Below are 20083 nucleotides of genomic sequence, written 5' to 3' on the forward strand. Positions count from 1 at the left end.
ACTCCGTTCGCCCACTTCGCGATCCCCGTCGTCGATGCCTGTACGGATACCCTGCTCCCGTGGCGGGGGTCGTGCAAGCGCTGGACCGCGGGCAGCGGCAGTTCACACCGGTCGCCTTCCCGCTCGGCGTGATCTACAAGTTCTTCGACGACCAGGGCAACTACCTGGCCGCGATCGTGACCTACTACGCCTTCATCGCGATCTTCCCGCTGCTACTGCTCGGCTCCTCGATCCTCGGGTTCCTGCTCCAGGCGCACCCCCAGCTGCAGGAGGAGGTGCTGAACTCGGCGCTGCGCCAGTTCCCGATCATCGGCGACGAGCTGGGCCGCAAGGAGCTGCACGGCTCGACCGGCGGCATCGTGATCGGCGCCCTCACCGCCACGTACGGCGCGATGGGCCTCGGGCAGGCGATCCAGAACACCGTCAACATCGCCTGGTCGGTGCCACGCAACAGCCGCCCGAACCCGATCCTGCTGCGGCTGCGCTCGCTGGTCCTGCTCGCCACCGCCGGCGTCGCGGTGATCGGCGTCTCCGTCCTCGCCACCGTCGGCGCGCACACCGATGTGATCGGGCGCGGGAGCGGCTGGATGGGCTGGCTGATCCAGATCGGCTCGTTCCTGATCATCGGCTGCATGCTCACCCTCCTGTTCCGGCTGGCCACCACCCGCGACCACCCGCTGCGCAACGCCGTGCCGGGCGCGTTCACCCTCGCGCTGATGTGGCAGAGCCTGCAGTGGATCGGCGCGATCTACGTCCGCAACGTCATCCAGGCCACCTCGGGCATGAACCAGACCTTCGCCCTGGTCCTCGGCCTCATCGGCCTGATCTACATCGCCTCGGTGATGGGCGTGCTGGGCATCGAGGTCAACGTCGTCCTCGCCCGCCGACTGTGGCCGCGCGCGCTGCTCACGCCGTTCACCGACCGCGTCGACCTCACCGAGGCCGACCGGCGCGCGTACGCCGGCTATGCGCTGATGCAGCGGCACAAGGGGTTCCAGACCGTCGCGGTGACGTTCGACGGCCGCGACGGGCACACCCACGAGATCGTGATGGATCCGTCCTGGCTGGCCAAGACGCGCAAGCTCAAGGTGAGCAACGACGAGCTGGCCCCGCAACCCGAGCCGCCCCTGGAGGAGAGCGATGACTGAGCAGGCCCACCCCGAGCTGGTCCACTACGAGATCGCGGACGGGATCGCCACGATCACCCTCGACTCCCCGCGCAACCGCAACGCCCTCTCCGCCCAGCTCATCACCGAGCTCTTCGAACGGCTCGAGCGGGCCGAGAACGACGATGCCGTACGGGTCGTCGTGCTGGCCGCCACCGGCACCGTCTTCTGCTCCGGCGCCGACCTCTCGGAGGCGTCGTCGGACAGCTTCGAGGACGGGCCGCGTGCGATCGCCCGGCTGCAGCGGGTGATCGTGGGCCACTCCAAGCCGGTCGTGTGCCGCCTCCAGGGCGCTGTCCGTGCCGGCGGGATCGGGCTGGTCGCCGCCTGCGACATCGCCGTCGCGGCCGACGCGGCCTCCTTCGCGCTCACCGAGGTGAAGCTCGGACTGGCTCCCGCCGCGATCTCGCTGACGGTCCTGCCGCGGATGACGAGCCGTGCGGCCGCGTACGCCTGCCTCACGGGTGCGAGGTTCACCGCCGCCGAGGCGGTCGCGATGGGCCTGGTCACCCGCTCGGTCCCCGGCGAGGAGCTGGACGCCGAGGTCGCCCGGGTCGCGGCCGAGCTGGCCACCGGTGCGCCCCAGGGCTTGCGCGAGACCAAGCGCCTGCTCAACGCCGGGCTGATCGCCAGCATCGACGAGCGCGCCGACGACGTCGCCCGGCTCTCGGCGCGCCTGTTCGGCTCCGACGAGGCGAAGGCCGCGATGCTCGCCTTCCTGTCGCGGGGGAAGTGACCGGACCGACTCACATCGTTGGGCAACCATTCGGGATGCCCAGCGGGTCCGTTGAGGCATGAGCATCAACGCCCTGGCGAGCGGCGGACGCCGTACGCCCCTCTCGGGAGGTGACGTGGACGCGGTCGGCTTCGACGAGTTCGTCGCGCTGCGATCGCCGGCGCTGCTGCGTACCGCGTACCTGCTCACCCGCGACCACGCGCTCGCCGAGGACCTGCTGCAGACGGCGCTGACCAAGGCCTGGTTCTCGTGGAGCCGCGTCGACGGCAGCCACGAGCCGTACGTCCGCAGGATCCTGGTCAACACCTATGCCTCCTGGTGGCGGCGCAAGTGGAACGGCGAGCAGGCGACCGAGGAGCTCCCCGAGCGGGCCACGACGCCGACCGACGAGGCCGCCGCCACCGACCTGTGGACGGCGCTCGGCAACCTCCCGCGAAGGATGCGCGCGGTGGTCGTGCTGCGCTACTTCGATGACCTCACCGAGGCCGAGACCGCCGACCTCCTGGGCGTCAGCGTCGGCACGGTGAAGTCCCAGACCGCGAAGGCCTTCGCGAAGCTGCGGATCGACCCCGCGCTGACCACCTCGGGAGATGGACGATGACGATGAGCACCCACGGGGTCGACGAGCTGCGTGCCAGCCTCACCGCCCACGCCGACGCGGCGATCCAGGCGGCTCCCGACGCGCATGCCGCTCGCGGTGCCGAGCTGCGGACCCGCATCCGTCGCGCCCGCAACCGGCGTCGAGGCGGGATCGCCGGCGGCATCGCGGCCGCTCTCGTGATCGCCGGTGGCGTCGTCGCCGCCACCGCGCTGCCGGACAGGCACGCTGCGGGACCCGAGATCGCCGGGCACGTGGTGGAGCAGGCGGTGACGGTGAGCGACTTCCGCTACCGGCTCGTCCGGACAGGTGAGAGCACGCCCGGCGAGCAGCGATTCACGCTCCACCTTCCGCGCACCGGACCGGACCGGGTCGTGGAGCTGGTCGGCACCGGCCTGGGTGGTGGTACGGCGACACTGCGCGACCGGGACACCGATCTTGCGCGGGTCGACGGCGGCACGGACCTCGCCGCACCGGTCCCGGTCGGCTCCGACGAGCACGACGTGACGGTTCTGCTGCGTGGCACCGGCCAGGACGCGCAGGTCGGGCTCGCGGTCTACGAGCGCGACCACAGCCTGCCGACAGGCGTCAGCGACGGGACGGCGGTGTTCCGCTCTCAGGTGGGCGCGGCATCGTTGCTGGGCGGCGCCTGGGGACGGCCCGGGCAGACCACGCTGCGCTTCACCGTCGAGGGCCCGGTGAAGACGTGGTCGATGGCCGGCGCGTGCGCGGTGTCGACCAGCAAGCCGTGGCGAGCGATGGCCGACTACACCGTGGACGGGAAGTCGTTCGCCGCCGTGGGCTGCGACGGCCTCGAGGATCGCATCGACGACCCGGGTCCCGGCTTCAGCCAGCCGGAGCGGTGGGCCCTGGGGGCCGGCCCGCACACCGTCACGGTGCGGCTGCAGGACCGGGCGGAGAACCCGCTCTCGGACCCCGCCGTCGTGCTGGGCGGGGCGGTCTACGCGAGGGGCGGGCAGACCGTGATCGAGGGCATGCAGGTCGACCATGTGATCGAGGCCGATGGCCGTGACTGGGCGCTCGACCAGATCATCGAGGCGAACCACGCGCGGATCGCCGGTCCGGCGTACGTGAAGGTCATCGTCCCGGCCGGGTCGTGGCGGCCGACCGCCCGGCACCTGACCGCCGGCGACCGCGACCGGGAGCTCAGCTGGTACGACTCCTCCGCCGGAGTCGGCATGCCGAGTCTCGGCGAGGTCCTGGCCGGCTCGGAGTACGACTTCCGGATCGCCGGGCACCCGCAGGCGCCGAACCCGTCGATCCGCATCCTGGTCTACCGCCCCGCGTCCTGACCGGGACCGCCTGACGTCTGTTCGTCGAGGTATGCCGCCGAACCCGCAGTTCCCGTGCGGAATTCCGCACGGGAAGCGTCGGTTGAACTGCATACCTTGATGAACCGACACACCGCAACAGCCGGTAGAGTTCTCTGCTTGCCGCCCGCACTCGGACGGCGTACGGCGCGAGACGTGGGGAAGCACAGCGTTGAGTGAAGATCTGATCCAGCAGGAGATCGGTCGCGAGCAGGAGTTCGTGGACCGGGTCTACGTCCAGCTGGAGGAGTCGGCGAAGGCTGCCCAGGAGCTGGCCAAGGAGGGCCGCGCACGCGGCAACCTCGGGCACGAGGGCGGGCTCGTCGAGCGCGACGCGATGCTCTTCCAGGCCGCGCGCCGCATCGCCCAGCTCGACGCCGCTCACGAGGGCCTGGTCTTCGGTCGCCTCGACATGCTCCCCGAGCTGGACCCCGAGCCGCGCTACATCGGCCGGATCGGCCTGCGCGACGCGAACCGGGACTCCCTGCTGATCGACTGGCGCGCCCCCGCCGCCGCGGTCTTCTACCAGGCGACCGCGGCGGAGCCGCAGCGCGTCGTCCGGCGCCGGGTGCTGCGCAACGACGGCCGTACGGTCGTCGGCGTCGAGGACGAGCTGCTCGACGCGGAGGCCAACACCGACCTGCCGATCGTCGGCGAGGGCGCGCTGATGGCGCAGCTCTCCCGCGCCCGCGACCGCACCATGCACTCCATCGTCGCCACCATCCAGGCCGAGCAGGACAAGGCGATCCGTGCGCCCGCCAAGGGTGTCGTCGCGATCTCCGGCGGCCCGGGCGTCGGCAAGACGGTGGTGGCGCTGCACCGCGCGGCCTACCTGCTCTACAGCGACCGCCGGAAGTACGAGGCCGGTGGCGTGCTGATCGTCGGGCCGTCAGGCGTCTTCATGAACTACATCGCCCGCGTCCTGCCCTCGCTCGGTGAGACGGCCGTCGCGCTCCGCTCCCTCGGCGAGGTCGTCGACGGGGTCCGCGCGACCCGGCACGACGACCCCGCCGCCGCCGCGGTGAAGGGCTCGGCACGGATGGCCGAGGTGCTCCGGCGTACGGCCCGCCAGCAGGTGCCGGGCTCGCCGGGCGAGTTCAAGTTCTTCTACCGCGACGACGTGCTGCGCCTCGACCGCGGCAAGCTCGGCCAGCTGCGCCGCCAGCTGATGGGCGGCGGCCGGCGCAACCAGCAGATCCGCCGGGTGCCGCAGGCGCTGCTCGACGCGCTGTGGCGCCAGGTCCGCGGCGAGCGTGGCCGTGAGCGCGGCAAGGAGGCGTTCGAGGACGAGCTGCTCGACAACCCGCAGTTCCTCGACTTCGTGCACGCCTGGTGGCCGCCGCTGGACGCCTCGACGGTGCTCGGCTGGCTGCGCGAGCCCGAGATGCTCGCCCGGGTCTCCGACGGCATCCTGAGCCAGGACGAGCAGCGCCTCCTGCTCAAGTCGTGGTCGGGGGTCCCGACGGTCTCGACGAGCTCGACCTCCGATCTGAGCATCGACGACATCCCGCTCCTCGACGAGCTGCGCTACGCGATCGGCGACGTGCCCGAGGCGCCCGCCGACGAGCGCGACTTCGACCCGGAGCTCGGCATCAACGTGCAGGAGCTGATGACCGCCTCGGACCGCGAGTTCGCGACCGGGCCGGGCTGGAAGCCGCCGTCGTACCGGATCGACGACGACCCCTACGCGCACGTCCTCATCGACGAGGCGCAGGACCTGACCCCGATGCAGTGGCGGATGGTCGGCCGGCGCGGTCGCACGGCCTCGTGGACGATCGTCGGCGACCCGGCGCAGTCCTCGTGGCCGATCCCGGCCGAGTCCGCGGCGGCCCGGGCGGAGGCGCTCGAGGGCAAGGCGATTCACGCCTTCCGGCTCGCCACCAACTACCGCAACAGCTCCGAGATCTACGCCTACGCCGCCGCGTACGCCGAGCGGGTCGGCCTCGACGCCGACCTGCCCACGGCGGTCCGCTCCACCGGGGTCGACCCCGTGGTGGTGGAGGGTGCCAGCGACCTGGAGGCCGCGGTCCGCGCCGAGGTCGTACGGCTGGCCGGCGAGGTCTCCGGCACCGTCGGCATCGTGGTGCCGGTGGCCCGGCGCGCCGAGGTCAACGGCTGGCTGGCCTCCTGGCCCGAGGTCGCCGACCAGGCGCCGGCGGCCGTGGCCGCAGCGAGGGACGCCGACGCGGTGCCCAGCGGGGAGGACCGGATCGTGGTCCTCACCGGTCTCGACACCAAGGGCCTCGAGTTCGACGCGATCGCCGTGGTGCGACCGCAGGAGATCGAGGACGAGTCCCCGACCGGTCGCGCGACGCTCTACGTCGTGCTGACCCGTGCGACCCAGCTGCTGAGCACGATCAGCTGACCCCCTCGGCGCCGGCACGTACCGGTGCTGAGGGACGCACGTCCGCTGCCGGTGCGCCCCTCAGCAATGACTACATGTCGCGAAGGGCCCGAAACGTTACACACGAACGCCGATCGCCCCGTCTCCCGCTCGATGAAGCGGGAGACGGGGCGCTGACTCGTCGGAGCGGGAGGGGTCAGGAGGCGGCCGACGTGCTGGCGCTGGCCGAGGTTGAGGCGCTGGCCGAGGTGGAGGCGCTGGTCGACGCAGACGTCGACGGGGTGATCGAGGTCGACGGCGTGCTGGACGCCGGCCCGCTCGGGGTCGCGCTGGCGCTGGCCTCGCACTTCTCCAGGCGGGCGGTGGCGTGGGCCAGGCGCTGGACCTGGGCCTTCTTCAGGTCGCGGACGTGCTCCCTCTTCGCCCACGCGAAGGCCAGTGCCCGGGTGGCGCGCGCCCGGTGGGTGCCGTGGGTCGCGGCCACCAGCTCCTTGTCGGCCTTGACCACGGCCTTCGCAGCGGCGAACCGCGCGGTCAGGGCGTCGAGCTTGGCCTGAGCCCTGTCGACCTGGGCCTGCTGGATCGCGCAGGGCGCCTTCACCGGGTGGGTGCTGTCGTGTGAGCCGTGGGTCGCGGCGGCCGCGGCGCCGATGCCGGTCGCGGAGATGGCGGCGGTGGCGGCGACGACGCCGAGACCCGTACGAAGGTTCGTCATGTGGTGCTCCTCAACTGCTGGGTGCCGGGTTCTTCCGGCCTCTGCACCTCCTTCCTGTCGCCACGGGCGTGATTCGATACATCCCGCCGGCGGATCGATCGCGCGGGCCCCGGCCAGCGGGTGAAACCCGCGCGCGCCCGCCCGACGCACCCAACTAGGCTTCCGGCCATGACGAACCATGCCGTTGATGCCAGGACCGCGATCGAGGCGATCACGGGGCACGAGGCGTGGGCGATCATCCGGCGCTCCACCCGCGCGGGGGACCGCGACACGGTCGGCATCATCGGCGGCACCCGCTCGGAGGCCGGCTCGATCCTCGACATCCCGCTCGAGACCGGGATCCCACAGGACGGCCACGTCGCCGACCGCCTGGTCGCCGTGCCGTTCCGTCAGGTCGCCGAGCGCGGCTTCGAGGCGCACGACGACGGCACCCCGCTGGTCGTGGTCGACATCGCCGAGGAGCACGAGTTCTCGACTCGACAGGTGATCGAGGCGATCGACGAGCAGGAGGTCATGTTCACCGACCGCGGCGGCTTCGAGACCTCCGACGAGGAGTACGAGCAGATCGTCCGTCAGATCATCGAGGGGGAGATCGGGCAGGGCGAGGGCGCCAACCTGGTCATCTCGCGGCACTACCGTGCGGCGATCGATGGCTGGGACACCGCGAAGGCGCTGGCCGTCTTCCGTCGTCTCCTCGAGCGCGAGCGCGGTGCGTACTGGACCTTCGTCTTCTTCACCGGCGACCGCTTCCTGATCGGCGCCTCCCCGGAGCGACACGTCAGCGTGGTCGGCGGCGACGTCCGGATGAACCCGATCTCCGGCACCTTCCGGTTGCCGGCGAGCGCGACGAGTGCCACCGGGCTCAAGCCGCAGCTCCTCGACTTCCTGCGTGACGAGAAGGAGATCTACGAGCTCTTCATGGTCGTCGACGAGGAGCTCAAGATGATGTGCGACATCTGCACCGAGGGCGGCCAGGTGCTCGGTCCGTTCCTCAAGCCCATGTCGCGGCTGATCCACACCGAGTATCTCCTCGCCGGCCGCTCCAACCGCGACCCGCGCGAGATCCTGCGCGACACCATGTACGCCGCGACCGTCACCGGATCGCCGGTGGAGAACGCGTGCCGGCTGATCAAGGAGTACGAGCCGGAGGGCCGTGGCTACTACGGCGCAGCGCTCGCGATCTTCGGGCGTGACGAGGCCGGCGAGCCGGTCGTCGACAGCCCGATCGTGATCCGTACGGCCGACGTCTCGCTCGAGGGCAAGCTGAAGGTGACCGCCGGTGCGACGCTGGTGCGCGACTCGGACCCGGCGTACGAGGTCGCGGAGACCCACGCCAAGGCCGGCGGCATCCTCGGCGCGTTCGGGCTGGTCCCGCCCGCCCCGACGCTGGCGATCAACCCGGCCGAGCTGGTCGTCGACGAGGACGTCCTGATCGAGCTCAACAGCCGCAACTGCCGCCTGTCCGGCTTCTGGCTCGCGAACCAGTCCGGCTCCCCGGTCGATCATCGGCTGATCGGCAAGAACGCGATCATCCTCGACGGCGAGGACGACTTCGTGAACATGCTGCGGCACATGCTGCTGCGGATGGGGATCACCTCCAGCGTGATCCGGCACGAGGACTACGCCCACGGCGCCTTCCGCGGCGCCGACCTGGTCATCGTCGGCCCCGGTCCCGGCGACCCGCGCGACGACGCCGACCCGAAGATGGCGCAGCTGCGAGCGGCGGTCTCCGAGCTGCTGGAGACCGGTCAGCCCTTCCTCTCGGTCTGCCTCGGCCACCAGGCGCTGTGCCACCAGCTCGGCCTGGGCCTGCACTACAAGGACATCGTCTTCCAGGGCACCCAGTCGGCCGTCGAGCTCAGCACCGGGGCCGCGGGGAGCCGCACCGAGCGGGTCGGCTTCTACAACACGTTCGTCGGCCGGGTCGGTGACGCCGTCCTGCCCGAGGGCGTCACCGTCGACGCGGACCCCGAGACCGGCGACATCCACGCGGTCACCGGCCCCCACTACCGGGGCATCCAGTTCCACGCCGAGTCGATCCTGACCGAGCGTGGCTTCGACATCGTGCACGACCTGGTGCGGGGTGTCGTTCTCGGCGACGCTGCGCTCTGATCCACGATCGATCGATTGAAAATCGATAGATAATGGTCGATCATCGATGTATGAAACTCGTCGATCGCGCCGTTCTGCCGCTGCGAGTGCTGCTTGCGGCGACCTTCTGCATCCTGGTCGTCTTCCAGCTGCTCTCGATGCCGGGACAGTTCGCCCACCTGGCACGGGACTATCCAGACCAGTCCGCCTGGCGCTGGCCGCTGACGATCTGGGCGGGCGTCGAGATCCTCTGCGTGCAGCTCGTGATCGTCTGCACCTGGCGTCTGCTCAGCCTCGTCCGAGCGGACCAGATCTTCACCGAGCGGGCATTGCGCTGGGTCGACGTCATCACCGGAGCGATCGGCGTGGGCTGGGTGCTGCTCGCGGTGGTGTGGGTGGCGGTCGGCCTCCATGCCGACGACCCGGGTGAGCCGATGCTGCTGACGCTCCTGGTGCTCATCGGCGGGGTCATCGGCCTGCTCATGGTCGTGATGCGCGAGCTGTTGCGACAGGCCACGAGCCTGCGCACCGATCTGGACGCGGTCATCTGATGCCGATCGTCGTACGCATCGACGTGGCCCTCGCTCGGCGCAAGATGAGCGTGGGCGACTTCGCCGAGCGGATCGGCCTGACGCCTGCCAACGTGGCGGTGCTGAAGAACGGCCGAGCCAAGGCCGTGCGCTTCTCCACCCTCGAAGCGATGTGCCGGGTGCTCGAATGCCAGCCGGGCGACTTGTTGGAGTGGGTCCCCGAGGCGTAACGCGACGGCCATCCGGCGCTCTACTAAAGTGAGTACCGTGGAAGACATGGAGCAGCCGCACGTCATCGTGCTCTTCGGTGCGACCGGAGACCTCGCCAAGCGCAAGCTCCTCCCGGGGCTCCTCCGCCTCTTCGAGGCGGGGTTGCTGAAGGACGCCATGATCGTCGGCACCTCGCTGGAGGACATCGACTCCGAGCAGTGGGCCAAGATCGCGCGTCAGGCCTGCGAGGAGTTCGGCAAGGGCGAGCTCGACGACAAGCGCTGGGCGCCGTTCGAGAAGATGCTCGCCTACGTCCCGACCGGCAAGGGCCCGCACGCGCTGGCCGACCAGGTCCGCGAGGCCGAGCGTCAGCTCGAGCCGCTCGGCCGTACGATCGGCCGGCTGCACTACCTCTCCGTGCCGCCGAAGGCTGCCCTCGACGTCATCCGGCAGCTCGAGGAGGCCGGCCTGGTGGAGCGGGCTCGGATCATCATGGAGAAGCCGTTCGGCACCGACCTCGCCTCGGCGAAGGTGCTCAACGCCAAGATCCACGAGGTCTTCGCCGAGCAGCAGATCTTCCGGATCGACCACTTCCTCGGCAAGGAGGCGGCGCAGAACATCCTCGCCTTCCGCTTCGCCAACGGTCTCTTCGAGCCGATCTGGAACCGCAACTTCATCGACCACGTCCAGATCGACGTGCCGGAGACGCTCGGCCTCGAAGGCCGGACGGCCTTCTACGAGGGCACCGGCGCCTACCGCGACATGGTCGTCACCCACCTCATGCAGATCCTCGCCTTCATGGCGATGGAGCCGCCGACGTCGCTGGCACCGGGCCCGATCTCGGACGAGAAGAACAAGGTCTTCCGCTCGATCCGCCCCCTCGACCCGAAGAACGTCGTACGCGGTCAGTACACCGGCTACCGCGGCAAGAACGAGGTCGCCGACGACTCCGATACCGAGACCTTCGTGGCGCTCAAGGTCGAGATCGACAACTGGCGCTGGGCAGGCGTCCCGTTCTTCCTCCGGACGGGAAAGAAGCTCGCCGAGGGCGCGCGCATCATCTCCATCGCGTTCAAGGAGCCCCCGCTCACGATGTTCCCGGCGGGCTCCAACGCTGGCACCCAGGGACCCGACCACCTGACCTTCGACCTGGCCGACCAGTCGAAGATGTCGCTGTCGTTCTACGGCAAGCGGCCGGGCCCGGGCATGAAGCTGGAGAAGCTCTCCATGCAGTTCGACACCTCCGAGACCTCGTCCTCCACGGGCGTCCTCGAGGCGTACGAGCGGCTCATCCACGACGCGATGCGCGGCGACCACACGCTCTTCACCACCGCCGAGGGCATCGAGACGCTCTGGGAGGTCTCCCAGCCGCTGCTCGACAGCCCGCCGCCGGTCCGGCTCTACTCGCCCGGCTCCTGGGGTCCGAACGCGATCCACCAGCTCATCGCGCCGCACGCGTGGCGGCTGCCGTTCGAGCGGGAGTGGCGCGCGTAGCCTGCGCGAACTGCTGACAGGCGGCTAGCTCTGCGGAGCCGCCGCGGAGAGCTGGGTCAGGATCGCCGTGGTGGCGCGCTCCATCGCGGGCGCGTCGTACGGCGGCAGGGCCACGCCGTTGAGGGACTGGATCAGGTCGCCGTTCTGCATGAACGCCGACACGACGTAGCCGTTCTTCTTGCGCTGCACGATCAGCTTCGTCGCGTCAGCGCCCTTGATCGTCGGCTCGGTGATGGTGCCGGCCGGCTTGTCGGTGATCGTCTTCCACGCCTCGTCGAGGCCGCCGTCGAACCACAGGTACGACACGTCGAAGGTCGGGCCGCCCTTCTTCTTGGGCAGCAGCGCGCAGCGCGGGTCGCTGGCGGTACCGGTGGCGACCTTCAGCGGGGAGCCCAGCGTCTTTGAGATCGCGGCCACGTCGAGGCCGTCGCAGGGGTTGAACGTCGTCCCGGCCGCTCCGGAGGTGGAGGCGGTCGCCGCCGCCGTCGGTGACCCCGCGGCGCTGGCCGTCGTCGGCGCGGCCGACGACATGGTGGCGTCGGCGCCGTCGTGCTCGTCGGAGGACGAGCCGCAGGCGGCCAGCGCGAGCGCGAGGGGTGTCACGAGCAGGAGTGCAGCAGGCCGCAGCGCAGTGGCCTTCAGGTTCACGAGTTGATCTCCACGGGTTGCGTACGGGGCATCGGCGCCGGCGAGCCGGGCAGGCGCAGCTCGAGGCGCGCGCCACCGTACGGCGAACGCGAGGCCGTCACCGAACCGCCGTGGCGCTCGGCGGCCTGGCGCACGATGGACAGACCGAGGCCGGAGCCGGGCAGGGCACGGGACTCCGCGGCTCGGTAGAAGCGGTCGAAGATGTGCGGCAGGTCGGCCTCGGGGATGCCGGGGCCCTCATCGTCGACGGTGAGCACGCCACCGTGCAGGCGGACGTGGACGGTGGTGCCGTCGGGGGAGAACTTCGCGGCGTTGTCGAGCAGGTTGGTCACCGCCCGCTCGAGGCCGGGGGCCTCGCCGACCACCCACCACGGGTCGGCCTCGACGGACCACTGCAGCGACGGCGCGCGGCGGCGGACTCGGGCGACGGCGTGCTCGAGCACCTCGGGCAGCTCGACCGTCTCGACGACCGGCGGCAGCGGCTCGTCGCGGGCCAGCTCGACCAGGTCGCCGATGAGGGTGGTGAGCTCCTCCATCTGGGCGCGGACGTCGTCGAGCAGCTCCTCGCGCTGGTCCTCGGTCAGGGAGAGGCCGGCCTGGGTGAGCAGGTCGATGTTGGTCCGCATGGAGGTGAGCGGGGTGCGCAGCTCGTGGCCGGCGTCGGCGACGAGCTGCTTCTGCCGGTCGCGGGAGGCGGCCAGGGCGATCAGCATCTCGTTGAACGACGTCGCGAGCCGGGCGATCTCGTCGTGGCCCTCGACCGGGATGGGCGTGAGGTCCTCGGTCCGCGCGATCCGCTCGACGTCGTCCGTCAGGCGGCGCACCGGGCGCAGGCCGCCGCTGGCCACGCCCCAGCCGGCGAAGCCGGCGGCGATCACCCCGGCCAGGCCCAGGATGAGCATCAGCGCACCGAGCTTGGCCAGGACCTGGTCCTGGGAGGACAGCGACTGGGCGACCACGAGCGCCTCGCCGCGTCCGAGCGGTACCGCCGCGACCCGGTAGGACGTGTCGCCCGCGGAGATGGTGCGCAGGCTCGAGGACGTGGTGCCATGCGCGACGGCCGCCTCGGGAGCGCCGAGGCTCTTGGCGAAGTCGGCGGCGTCGTCGCCGTCGTGCGGCGGGACGGGCACCCAGACGCCGTTGCTGGCACCGGACTCGTAGACGACCGCGATCCGGACGTCGCCCGCACCGAGCACCCACGGGGGCACGCCCTGACCCGACGGCGTCGCGTAGGTCGCTGCGGCCGTGTGGGCGCGCTGGAGCAGCGCCTGGTCGGTGGTCGACTGCAGCTGCATGCGGACGGTGAAGTAGCCGACGATCGCGATCAGGGCGACCACGAGACCGACGGCGAGGGTGGTGAGCAGGGTGACGCGGCTGGCGAGCGAACGCCGCTTCCAGGCGAGTGCGGCACGCTGGGTGAACGGCACGGTCATACCTTCAGCACGTACCCCACGCCACGAACGGTGTGCAGCAGTCGGTCCTCGCCCTCGGCCTCGGTCTTGCGGCGCAGGTAGCCCACGTAGACCTCCAGGGAGTTGGCGGTGGTCGGGAAGTCGTAGCCCCAGACCTCCTCGAGGATGAAGGAGCGCTCGAGCACGCGCTTGGGCCGGCGCAGGAACATCTCGAGCAGCGCGAACTCGGTGCGGGTCAGCTCGATCGCGCGGCCTGCGCGGGTGACCTCGCGCGAGGCGATGTTCATCGTCAGGTCGGCGTAGGAGAGCACCTCGTCGGCGGAGCCGTCCTCGCTGGGGACGGCGCGGCGCAGCAGCGCCCGCATCCGGGCGAGCAGCTCCTGCAGGGCGAACGGCTTGGTGAGGTAGTCGTCGGCGCCGGCGTCGAGACCGTCGACCCGGTCGCCGACCGCGTCACGCGCGGTCAGGACGATGATCGGGAGGTCGTTTCCGGCCTGGCGCAGCGCCTTGGTGGTCTCGATGCCGTCGAGGCGCGGCATCATCACGTCCATCACCACGATGTCGGGCGAGGCTGCGGAGATGCCGGCCAGCGCCTCCGCGCCGTCGGAGGCCAGGACCACGTCGTACCCGTTGAACTCCAGGGAGCGGCGCAGGGACTCGCGGACGGCCTTGTCGTCGTCGACGACCAGGGCGCGCGGCTTGTTCTGTGTGCTCACGGTGACACTGTGCCACCGCTGGCTGAGTCACGCCTGAGATGGGGACTCACGAACCCTGAGGTGTCGCGCCCTGCGAGGTCGTGGCCGGGGCGGTGCCGCACAGGGCGATGAACGTGCCCGGGGCCTTGTGCTGGTAGGTCCGCAGGCCGCGGGCGAGGCTGACGTGGCGGATCCGGCCGTGCGTACGGATGAGTGCTCCGTCGTCGCCGTGGCAGCGCTGCGAGACCTGCGCCGCGGGGACGGTGATGTTGCGGGCGATCGCGGCGGTCACCGAGCCGTGCGGCGTGTCTCCGTCGGCCGAGCTCACCACCGCCCTGGTCACCGGGATGACGACGAGGGCCGTCAGTGCCAGGCCCGTGACGCTCCCGAGAAGCTGGCGGTACGGAGGCACGGTGGACCAACGACGCTTCGCCCGGGACGTCATGGCCTCGTAGGGCAGGATGCCTGCATGAGCTGGTTCACCTCGCCCGCCGACGCCCTGGCCCGGCTCGGCGCCACCGGGTACCTCGCCGACGAGGCGACCGCGACGGTCGCCTTCCTCGCCGGAGCGCTGGAGAAGCCGGTGCTGATCGAGGGACCGGCCGGCGTCGGCAAGACCGAGCTGGCCAAGGCCGTCGCCCGGGCGACGGACGCCGAGCTGGTCCGGCTGCAGTGCTACGAGGGGCTGGACGAGGCCCGTGCCCTCTACGAATGGAACTACAAGAAGCAGCTGCTCCGGATCCAGGCAGCCGGCGTCGAGGGCACCGGGTCGCAGAGCTGGGCGGAGGCTCACGACGAGATCTTCGGGGAGGAGTTCCTGCTCGCGCGCCCGCTGCTGACGGCGATCCGGCGCGAGCAGCCGACGGTGCTGCTGATCGACGAGGTGGACAAGACCGACGTCGAGGTCGAGGGCCTCCTGCTGGAGGTGCTCTCCGACTTCCAGGTCACGATCCCCGAGCTCGGCACGATCGAGGCCGTACGGCGTCCGTTCGTGGTCCTCACCTCCAACGCGGCCCGGGAGCTGTCCGAGGCGGTCAAGCGTCGCTGTCTCTACCTGCACCTCGACTATCCCGCGGCCGCGCGCGAGCGGGAGATCGTCACCCGGCACGTACCCGATCTTGACGAGGGCGTCGTGGCGCAGCTGGTCGACGTGGTCGCCCGGCTGCGCGAGCTCGAGCTGAAGAAGGCCCCCTCGATCGCGGAGTCAGTCGACTGGGCGCGCACCCTGATCGCCCTGCAGGCCGGAACCCTGGACGCGGCGACCATCGACGCGACGCTCGGGGTGGTGCTCAAGCACGTCTCCGACCAGGAGCGGGCGCGCCGCGCCCTGCGAGACGCCTCGTTCCTCGGCCGCACCACGACCTCGACCCACCCGTTCCGCTGACCGGCCCGCTCCGATGAGCCTGCTCGACCGCCACATCGCCTTCCTCGAGGCCCTTCGGGGCGCGGGGCTGCCGGTGTCGCTCTCGGAGGACCTCGACGCCGTCACCGCGCTCGGCGCGGTCGGCTGGTCCTCGCGGACGACCGTGCGCGACGTGTACGCCGCCACGGTGGTGAAACGGCAGGGTCAGCGCTCGACCTTCGACCAGCTCTTCGAGCTCTACTTCCCGCGGCTGGTCGGCGACGGAGTCTCGGCGGGGGTCTCGACAAGCTCGACCTCCGACGCCTTGACCTCCCCGGACGTCGAGCCTGTCGAGACGCCAACATCGCTCGACAACGCCGAGGCACTGGCCCAGCTGCAGGAGTCGATCCTCGAGGCGCTCGCCGCCGACGACGTGGACCGGCTGCGGGAGTTGGCGGCCGAGGCGGTCGGACGGTTCGGGTCGATGCCCGGTCGTGGGCCGGGGCTCTCGTCGTGGTCGTCCTACACCGCGCTGCGTCGGCTCTCCACCGACGAGATCACCTCCCGCCTCATCGACGCACTCCGCAACCGCGGCTGGACCGACGAGGAGGCTGAGCGGGTCGCCGGGCGCCGGACCGGCTCGTACGTCGCGATGGTCGAGGCGGACGCCCGCCGCCGGATCGCGGAGGAGAAGGGGCCGCAGCACATCGCGCAGGTGACCGTACGGCCGACGATCGACCGGCTCGACTTCCTGCACATGCGCCGTGCGGACGTCGAGGAGCTGCGTCGCGAGCTCTACCCGCTCGCCCGCCGGCTCGCGACCCGGCTGGCGCGCGAGCAGCGGTCCCGACGCCGCGGACCACTCGACTTCCGGCGTACGGTCCGCGCCTCGATGGCGTCCGGCGGCGTCCCGATCACGACGCACCACCGGCCGCGGCGCCCGCACCGCAGCGAGCTGGTGGTGCTGTGCGACGTCAGCGGCTCGGTCGCCAACTTCGCCACCTTCACCCTGATGCTGGTGTTCGCGCTGCGCGAGGTCTTCACCAAGGTCCGGGCCTTCACCTTCGTCGACGACATCGTCGAGGTCACCGACCAGTTCCGTCCGGGCGCGGACCTGGTGGACGTGATGACCGGGCTGGTCGAGTCCTCGGCGCACGCGGCCCGGATGGGACGGACCAACTACGGCCGGGCCTTCAGCCGCTTCGTCGAGCTGCACAGCGACGCCCTCACTCCGAAGAGCTCGGTGCTGATCCTCGGCGACGCACGCTCCAACTACGCCGACCTCGCGATGCCGGCGCTGCACGAGATGGTCGGGCGCAGCCGGCACCAGTGGTGGCTCAACCCCGAGGCGCGCCGGCAGTGGGACACCGGCGACTCGGTCGCCTCGCGCTACGCCGCGCTGGTGCCGATGGCCGAGTGCCGCAACCTGGTCCAGCTGCAGGCGTTCATCAAGGACCTCGCCTAGCTCCCTTGCGGCGGGGCTCCATCTGGGACGGGAGCGCTGCCGGACCGCCCGGCTGCTCGGCGTGGGTCGGGATGATCACCGTGATCCGGTCGTCCTCGTAGACCCGCTCCCCGAGGTGGCGCAGCTCGGGACCGTAGAAGCCGTCCGCGACGGGACGCTGCAGGATCGTCGCGGATCCGGAGGCGAGGTACTGCCCGAGCCAGTCGATGTAGGACAGGTTGTCGTGCCGGTTGCGCTCCGAGGTGCCCCGGCTCGCGCCGGTGACGTCGACAGCGACCGGGCACCCGGCGCGCAGATTGCTGCTGAGCCGGTCCACGATGGCCAGGATCCCGGGGCTGTCGGTGGTGATGCAGCCCGGAGGCAGCACGGCGCGCAGCGAGCTCGTCGGGTACGTCGGGCCCATCGGCCGGGTGGCGGCCAGGACGCCACCGACGCCGAGCGTGGCGATCGCGACGGCCGCCAGCCCGACGCGGAGAGGACGGGCACGCAGCAGGCGCGGCCCGAGGGTCGCCCAGCCGACGGCGACGGCGATGCCGACCGGCGCCGCGCTCAACGAGCCGTAGTAGTGGAAGCCGGTCGGGGTGTTGACCAGCAGGGCGACGTTGGCGATCGCGACCGCTGCCGCGATCCGAGCCTGCCGCTCCCAGCGCAGGCACGCCAGCGCACCGACCAGCGCGACGGCGGTCGCGACCGCCGCCACGACGGAGCCGACGGTGGTGGAGAGCCCGAGGTAGCGCCCGGCGACCGCCACGCCCAGCCGGTCCAGCGGCGTCGACTGGCCGACGGTCGGGCGGGTGATCTGGTCGTACACCACCATGTGCCACATCTCGTGCGGGGCGTGGAGGAAGAACGGCAGCAGGATCGCGGCCGCGACCACCCCGGCCACGACGCCGGCCCGCAGCACGCTGCGCCACCGGCCGTGCAGCAGCATCACCACCAGGATCGTGCCGACCGGGACGACGTACCAGATCTTGCCGGTGAGCGCGATGCCGAGCAGGAGCCCGGCGACAAGCTCGTGGCGAGGCCGCTCGCGGTCGCAGCTCAGCAGCACGATCGCCCCGAGCAGGGCGAGGTCCGCGACCGGCTCGATGTAGGTGGTCTGTGAGGCGTACATGCTCGCCGTCGAGCAGGCCACCCACAGGCCGGCCGTCAGCGCCGGGAGGGTGCCCCAACGGCCGGCGAACCGGGCGGCCAGCACCGCGATGGCGGTGCCGAGCAGCATCCACACGATCCGCGCGGTGACCAGGCCGACCGGGTCGCTGGTCAGCCGTCCGAGCAGCGCGAAGGGGGTCAGCGCCAGCATGATCAGCGGCGGGTGGAGCAGCACGAAGTCGCGGTAGGGCAGCCGGCCGTCGAGCAGCGAGGCCGCTGCGGTGTAGTAGACGCCGTCGTCGTAGCGGTCCCAGCTGAGCAGCCCCGGACCCGCGAGCAGCGGCACCAGCCTGACGGCGAGCGCCACCACGCCGACAAGAGGGGCGACCACGGGAAGAACGACACGACGCACGCTGGGAAGGATGACACCGCGACGGCGTCCGTACGAGGAACCGGGAGGTGATGATCAGGTGACCTCGTGCCGTCAGTCAGGAAGGTCGGACCCCCTCACCGCGTCCGGGTGATCTGGAAGGCCTGCGAGGACGTGTGCTGTCCGGGCGCGAGGAAGTTGCCGAGGCCGGCGACGCCGGCGCGGACCGTGGGGTCGGACGATCCGTCGACCATCGCGGCGCCGGCGGCGTAGTGGCCGTAGGAGTGGTTCTCGACGAGCCCGTCCTGGCCGTCGTCGAAGCGGACGGTGATCTGGTCGGGGCCGCCCGCGGGCGCGGCGCCGGCGAGCGCGGGCACGACGTCGCCGGTGTGCTCGAGCGAGAGCACCTGCAGGCCTGCCGGGTAGTGCGCGATCTGCGCGGTCGGGCTGCCGAGGGTGACCACGTCGGTCACGTCGTACGGCGTGCCGTGGGCGGCCAGGGCCACAGCCTGCATCCCGCCCTGGCTGTGTCCGACCAGCAGGACCGGGTCGCCGGGGCGTACGCCCGCCTGCGTCATCGCCGTCAGCACACCCGTGCCGTAGGCCGTCGGCTGAGCGCCGATCAGCCGGACGTTCTCCGTCATGTCACGGACCTGGGAGTCATGGCTGAGCGGGTTCATGTCGTCGGTGCCGGGCAGGTAGACGACGTGGCGCACGCTGCCGTCGACGGCCGTCAGGGTCTGCACCTCGACGGTCCCGTCGGCCGCGTCGGCGACGACGTGGAGGTGACGGACCAGGTCGGCGACGTCGTGTGGAGCAGCCGCCGGGCCGTAGGTGGGGGCCACCGCCTGCGTGGCGACCGATGTCTCCGAGGCCTCGAGGTGACGCGACGCCCACGCGGCCGCGGAGCCGAGGGAGCGCGGCCCGGTCGCCGCGGTCAGCAGGCCGACGCCACCCCCGATCCCGAGCGTCGCCCGATCCAGCGGGTCATCGCCCGGCGCGGCGAGCAGGAGCACCTGCCTGGTGTCGGTCCACAGCCGCTGCACCTCGCCGCGGTCGACCTCCTCGATGGCCAGGCGCGCCGAGATCACGCCGAGCGACAGCTCCGCCCACGACGCCGCGGCGGCGGGCAGCGAGTCGGGCCCGAGCAGGACGCGCCCGAGGTGCATCTCGACCTGTGTGAGGCTGAGCGGCGCGAGCACTCCGGAGGCGAGCAGGTCCGGGTCCACCACTGTCGCCGCCGGAAGGGCCATCCACTCCAGGAGCCCCAGCCCGGAGTGTGCGTAGACCCGGGCGAGTCGCTCCAGCTCGTGGTACTCGGCCGCGAGCACCGGCCCGCCGCTCGCCCCTGTGATGCCGGCGCTCACGTCGGCGCTCACGTCGGGGCTCACGTCAGCGCCCCGAGCGCGTGCTTGAGCGCGTGCACCGCCCGCTCGATCGCCGCGGCGACCGCGGCGACGTGGTCGGCATGACGCTCGAGCGCGTCGGCAGCGTCGTCGTGCAGGTCGGCCGTGCGCCGCAGGCCGCCCGACGAGTGACGTACGGCGCCGCGCATCGCGTCCGCCGCCAGCCCCTCCCACGTGGCGGCCTGCGCCTGCACCACCAGCCGCTCGCTCAGATCGCGGATCTCGTCGGCGCGGTGGCGCAGGGGACGGGCAAGGGCGCGGATCGCCGCGGGGTCTCCGATCATCGTTCCTCCTCGGGTCGTGCCGTCCCATCTAGGACGCTGCCCGGGGAGGAGTCCGCGAAACGTCAGCCGCACGGGCTGTGGATAACCGGCCGAGAGGCGTGGCTGCCGGAGAGTCCACCGAAGTGGGTCGATCGGCGGGGTGCCCCGCGCATGT

Annotated in this window: 19 protein-coding genes; 11 read left to right on the forward strand and 8 right to left on the reverse strand. The window is 71.4% G+C overall.

Features of this window, described 5'->3' with window-relative positions:
* Positions 1 to 59 precede the first annotated feature (59 nt).
* The 5 genes from ACZ5L9_RS07545 to ACZ5L9_RS07565 all read left to right on the forward strand — a co-directional run bounded on the left by ACZ5L9_RS07545 (position 60) and on the right by ACZ5L9_RS07565 (position 6196).
* Positions 60 to 1148: a YihY/virulence factor BrkB family protein gene (locus ACZ5L9_RS07545; RefSeq protein ID WP_464535739.1), complete on the forward strand. Its 1089-nt coding sequence runs from the start codon at positions 60 to 62 to the stop codon at positions 1146 to 1148.
* Positions 1141 to 1902: an enoyl-CoA hydratase family protein gene (locus ACZ5L9_RS07550; protein ID WP_464535742.1), complete on the forward strand. Its 762-nt coding sequence runs from the start codon at positions 1141 to 1143 to the stop codon at positions 1900 to 1902. The genes ACZ5L9_RS07545 and ACZ5L9_RS07550 overlap by 8 nt, the downstream gene beginning before the upstream one ends.
* Before the next feature lie 58 nt (positions 1903 to 1960).
* Positions 1961 to 2503, forward strand: coding sequence for a SigE family RNA polymerase sigma factor (locus ACZ5L9_RS07555; RefSeq protein ID WP_464535746.1), 543 nt, complete (start codon positions 1961 to 1963; stop codon positions 2501 to 2503).
* Positions 2504 to 2505: 2 nt separating this feature from the next.
* Positions 2506 to 3813: a hypothetical protein gene (locus tag ACZ5L9_RS07560; RefSeq protein WP_464535748.1), complete on the forward strand. Its 1308-nt coding sequence runs from the start codon at positions 2506 to 2508 to the stop codon at positions 3811 to 3813.
* Between the two features lie 190 nt (positions 3814 to 4003).
* Entirely contained in the window at positions 4004 to 6196 is a 2193-nt protein-coding gene (locus ACZ5L9_RS07565; protein ID WP_464535750.1) for a HelD family protein, read from the forward strand.
* Between the two features lie 175 nt (positions 6197 to 6371).
* Here the strand turns inward: ACZ5L9_RS07565 and ACZ5L9_RS07570 are convergent, their stop codons facing one another.
* Positions 6372 to 6890, reverse strand: coding sequence for a hypothetical protein (locus ACZ5L9_RS07570; RefSeq protein ID WP_464535752.1), 519 nt, complete (start codon positions 6888 to 6890; stop codon positions 6372 to 6374).
* Between the two features lie 168 nt (positions 6891 to 7058).
* On the opposite strand from ACZ5L9_RS07570, the gene ACZ5L9_RS07575 reads away from it, so the two are divergent.
* Genes ACZ5L9_RS07575 through zwf form a run of 4 tightly spaced genes read left to right on the forward strand, consistent with a single transcriptional unit; the run spans position 7059 to position 11215 of the window.
* Positions 7059 to 9002 (forward strand): chorismate-binding protein, encoded by a 1944-nt coding sequence (locus tag ACZ5L9_RS07575; protein ID WP_464535756.1) that lies wholly within the window; start codon positions 7059 to 7061, stop codon positions 9000 to 9002.
* A gap of 50 nt (positions 9003 to 9052) precedes the next feature.
* A complete protein-coding gene (locus tag ACZ5L9_RS07580; protein WP_464535758.1) occupies positions 9053 to 9532 on the forward strand; it encodes a DUF2975 domain-containing protein in 480 nt (159 codons plus the stop codon).
* Positions 9532 to 9741 (forward strand): helix-turn-helix domain-containing protein, encoded by a 210-nt coding sequence (locus tag ACZ5L9_RS07585; protein WP_464535760.1) that lies wholly within the window; start codon positions 9532 to 9534, stop codon positions 9739 to 9741. The genes ACZ5L9_RS07580 and ACZ5L9_RS07585 overlap by 1 nt, the downstream gene beginning before the upstream one ends.
* A 46-nt stretch (positions 9742 to 9787) precedes the next feature.
* Positions 9788 to 11215 carry a glucose-6-phosphate dehydrogenase gene (gene zwf / locus ACZ5L9_RS07590; RefSeq protein WP_464535762.1) on the forward strand — a complete coding sequence of 476 codons (1428 nt, stop codon included), beginning with the start codon at positions 9788 to 9790 and terminating at the stop codon, positions 11213 to 11215.
* A gap of 24 nt (positions 11216 to 11239) precedes the next feature.
* Here the strand turns inward: zwf and ACZ5L9_RS07595 are convergent, their stop codons facing one another.
* The 4 genes from ACZ5L9_RS07595 to ACZ5L9_RS07610 are packed head-to-tail and all read right to left on the reverse strand — an operon-like array spanning position 11240 to position 14415.
* Complete coding sequence (locus ACZ5L9_RS07595) at positions 11240 to 11818, reverse strand: DUF3558 family protein (RefSeq protein ID WP_464535764.1); 579 nt, start codon at positions 11816 to 11818, stop codon at positions 11240 to 11242.
* Positions 11819 to 11859: 41 nt separating this feature from the next.
* Positions 11860 to 13296 (reverse strand): HAMP domain-containing sensor histidine kinase, encoded by a 1437-nt coding sequence (locus tag ACZ5L9_RS07600; RefSeq protein WP_464535767.1) that lies wholly within the window; start codon positions 13294 to 13296, stop codon positions 11860 to 11862.
* A complete protein-coding gene (locus tag ACZ5L9_RS07605) occupies positions 13293 to 13991 on the reverse strand; it encodes a response regulator transcription factor (protein WP_464535769.1) in 699 nt (232 codons plus the stop codon). Before ACZ5L9_RS07605 ends, ACZ5L9_RS07600 begins: the two co-directional genes overlap by 4 nt.
* Before the next feature lie 46 nt (positions 13992 to 14037).
* A complete protein-coding gene (locus tag ACZ5L9_RS07610; RefSeq protein ID WP_464535772.1) occupies positions 14038 to 14415 on the reverse strand; it encodes a hypothetical protein in 378 nt (125 codons plus the stop codon).
* A gap of 24 nt (positions 14416 to 14439) precedes the next feature.
* Here ACZ5L9_RS07610 and ACZ5L9_RS07615 point away from each other — a divergent pair, with 24 nt between their 5' ends.
* Positions 14440 to 15354 carry an AAA family ATPase gene (locus tag ACZ5L9_RS07615; RefSeq protein WP_464535775.1) on the forward strand — a complete coding sequence of 305 codons (915 nt, stop codon included), beginning with the start codon at positions 14440 to 14442 and terminating at the stop codon, positions 15352 to 15354.
* A 13-nt stretch (positions 15355 to 15367) separates the two neighbouring features.
* Positions 15368 to 16777, forward strand: coding sequence for a vWA domain-containing protein (locus tag ACZ5L9_RS07620; RefSeq protein ID WP_464535777.1), 1410 nt, complete (start codon positions 15368 to 15370; stop codon positions 16775 to 16777).
* On the opposite strand, the gene ACZ5L9_RS07625 is transcribed toward ACZ5L9_RS07620, so the two are convergent.
* The 3 genes from ACZ5L9_RS07625 to ACZ5L9_RS07635 all read right to left on the reverse strand — a co-directional run bounded on the left by ACZ5L9_RS07625 (position 16761) and on the right by ACZ5L9_RS07635 (position 19929).
* Positions 16761 to 18260 carry an ArnT family glycosyltransferase gene (locus tag ACZ5L9_RS07625; protein ID WP_464535779.1) on the reverse strand — a complete coding sequence of 500 codons (1500 nt, stop codon included), beginning with the start codon at positions 18258 to 18260 and terminating at the stop codon, positions 16761 to 16763. The two genes, ACZ5L9_RS07620 and ACZ5L9_RS07625, sit on opposite strands and share 17 nt — an antisense overlap.
* Before the next feature lie 116 nt (positions 18261 to 18376).
* Positions 18377 to 19630 (reverse strand): lipase family protein, encoded by a 1254-nt coding sequence (locus tag ACZ5L9_RS07630; protein ID WP_464535783.1) that lies wholly within the window; start codon positions 19628 to 19630, stop codon positions 18377 to 18379.
* On the reverse strand, positions 19627 to 19929 hold the full coding sequence (locus ACZ5L9_RS07635; protein WP_464535785.1) for a putative T7SS-secreted protein: 303 nt from the start codon (positions 19927 to 19929) through the stop codon (positions 19627 to 19629). Before ACZ5L9_RS07635 ends, ACZ5L9_RS07630 begins: the two co-directional genes overlap by 4 nt.
* Positions 19930 to 20083 lie beyond the last annotated feature (154 nt).

It is taken from the genome of Nocardioides sp. JCM 18998, from assembly GCF_055391535.1.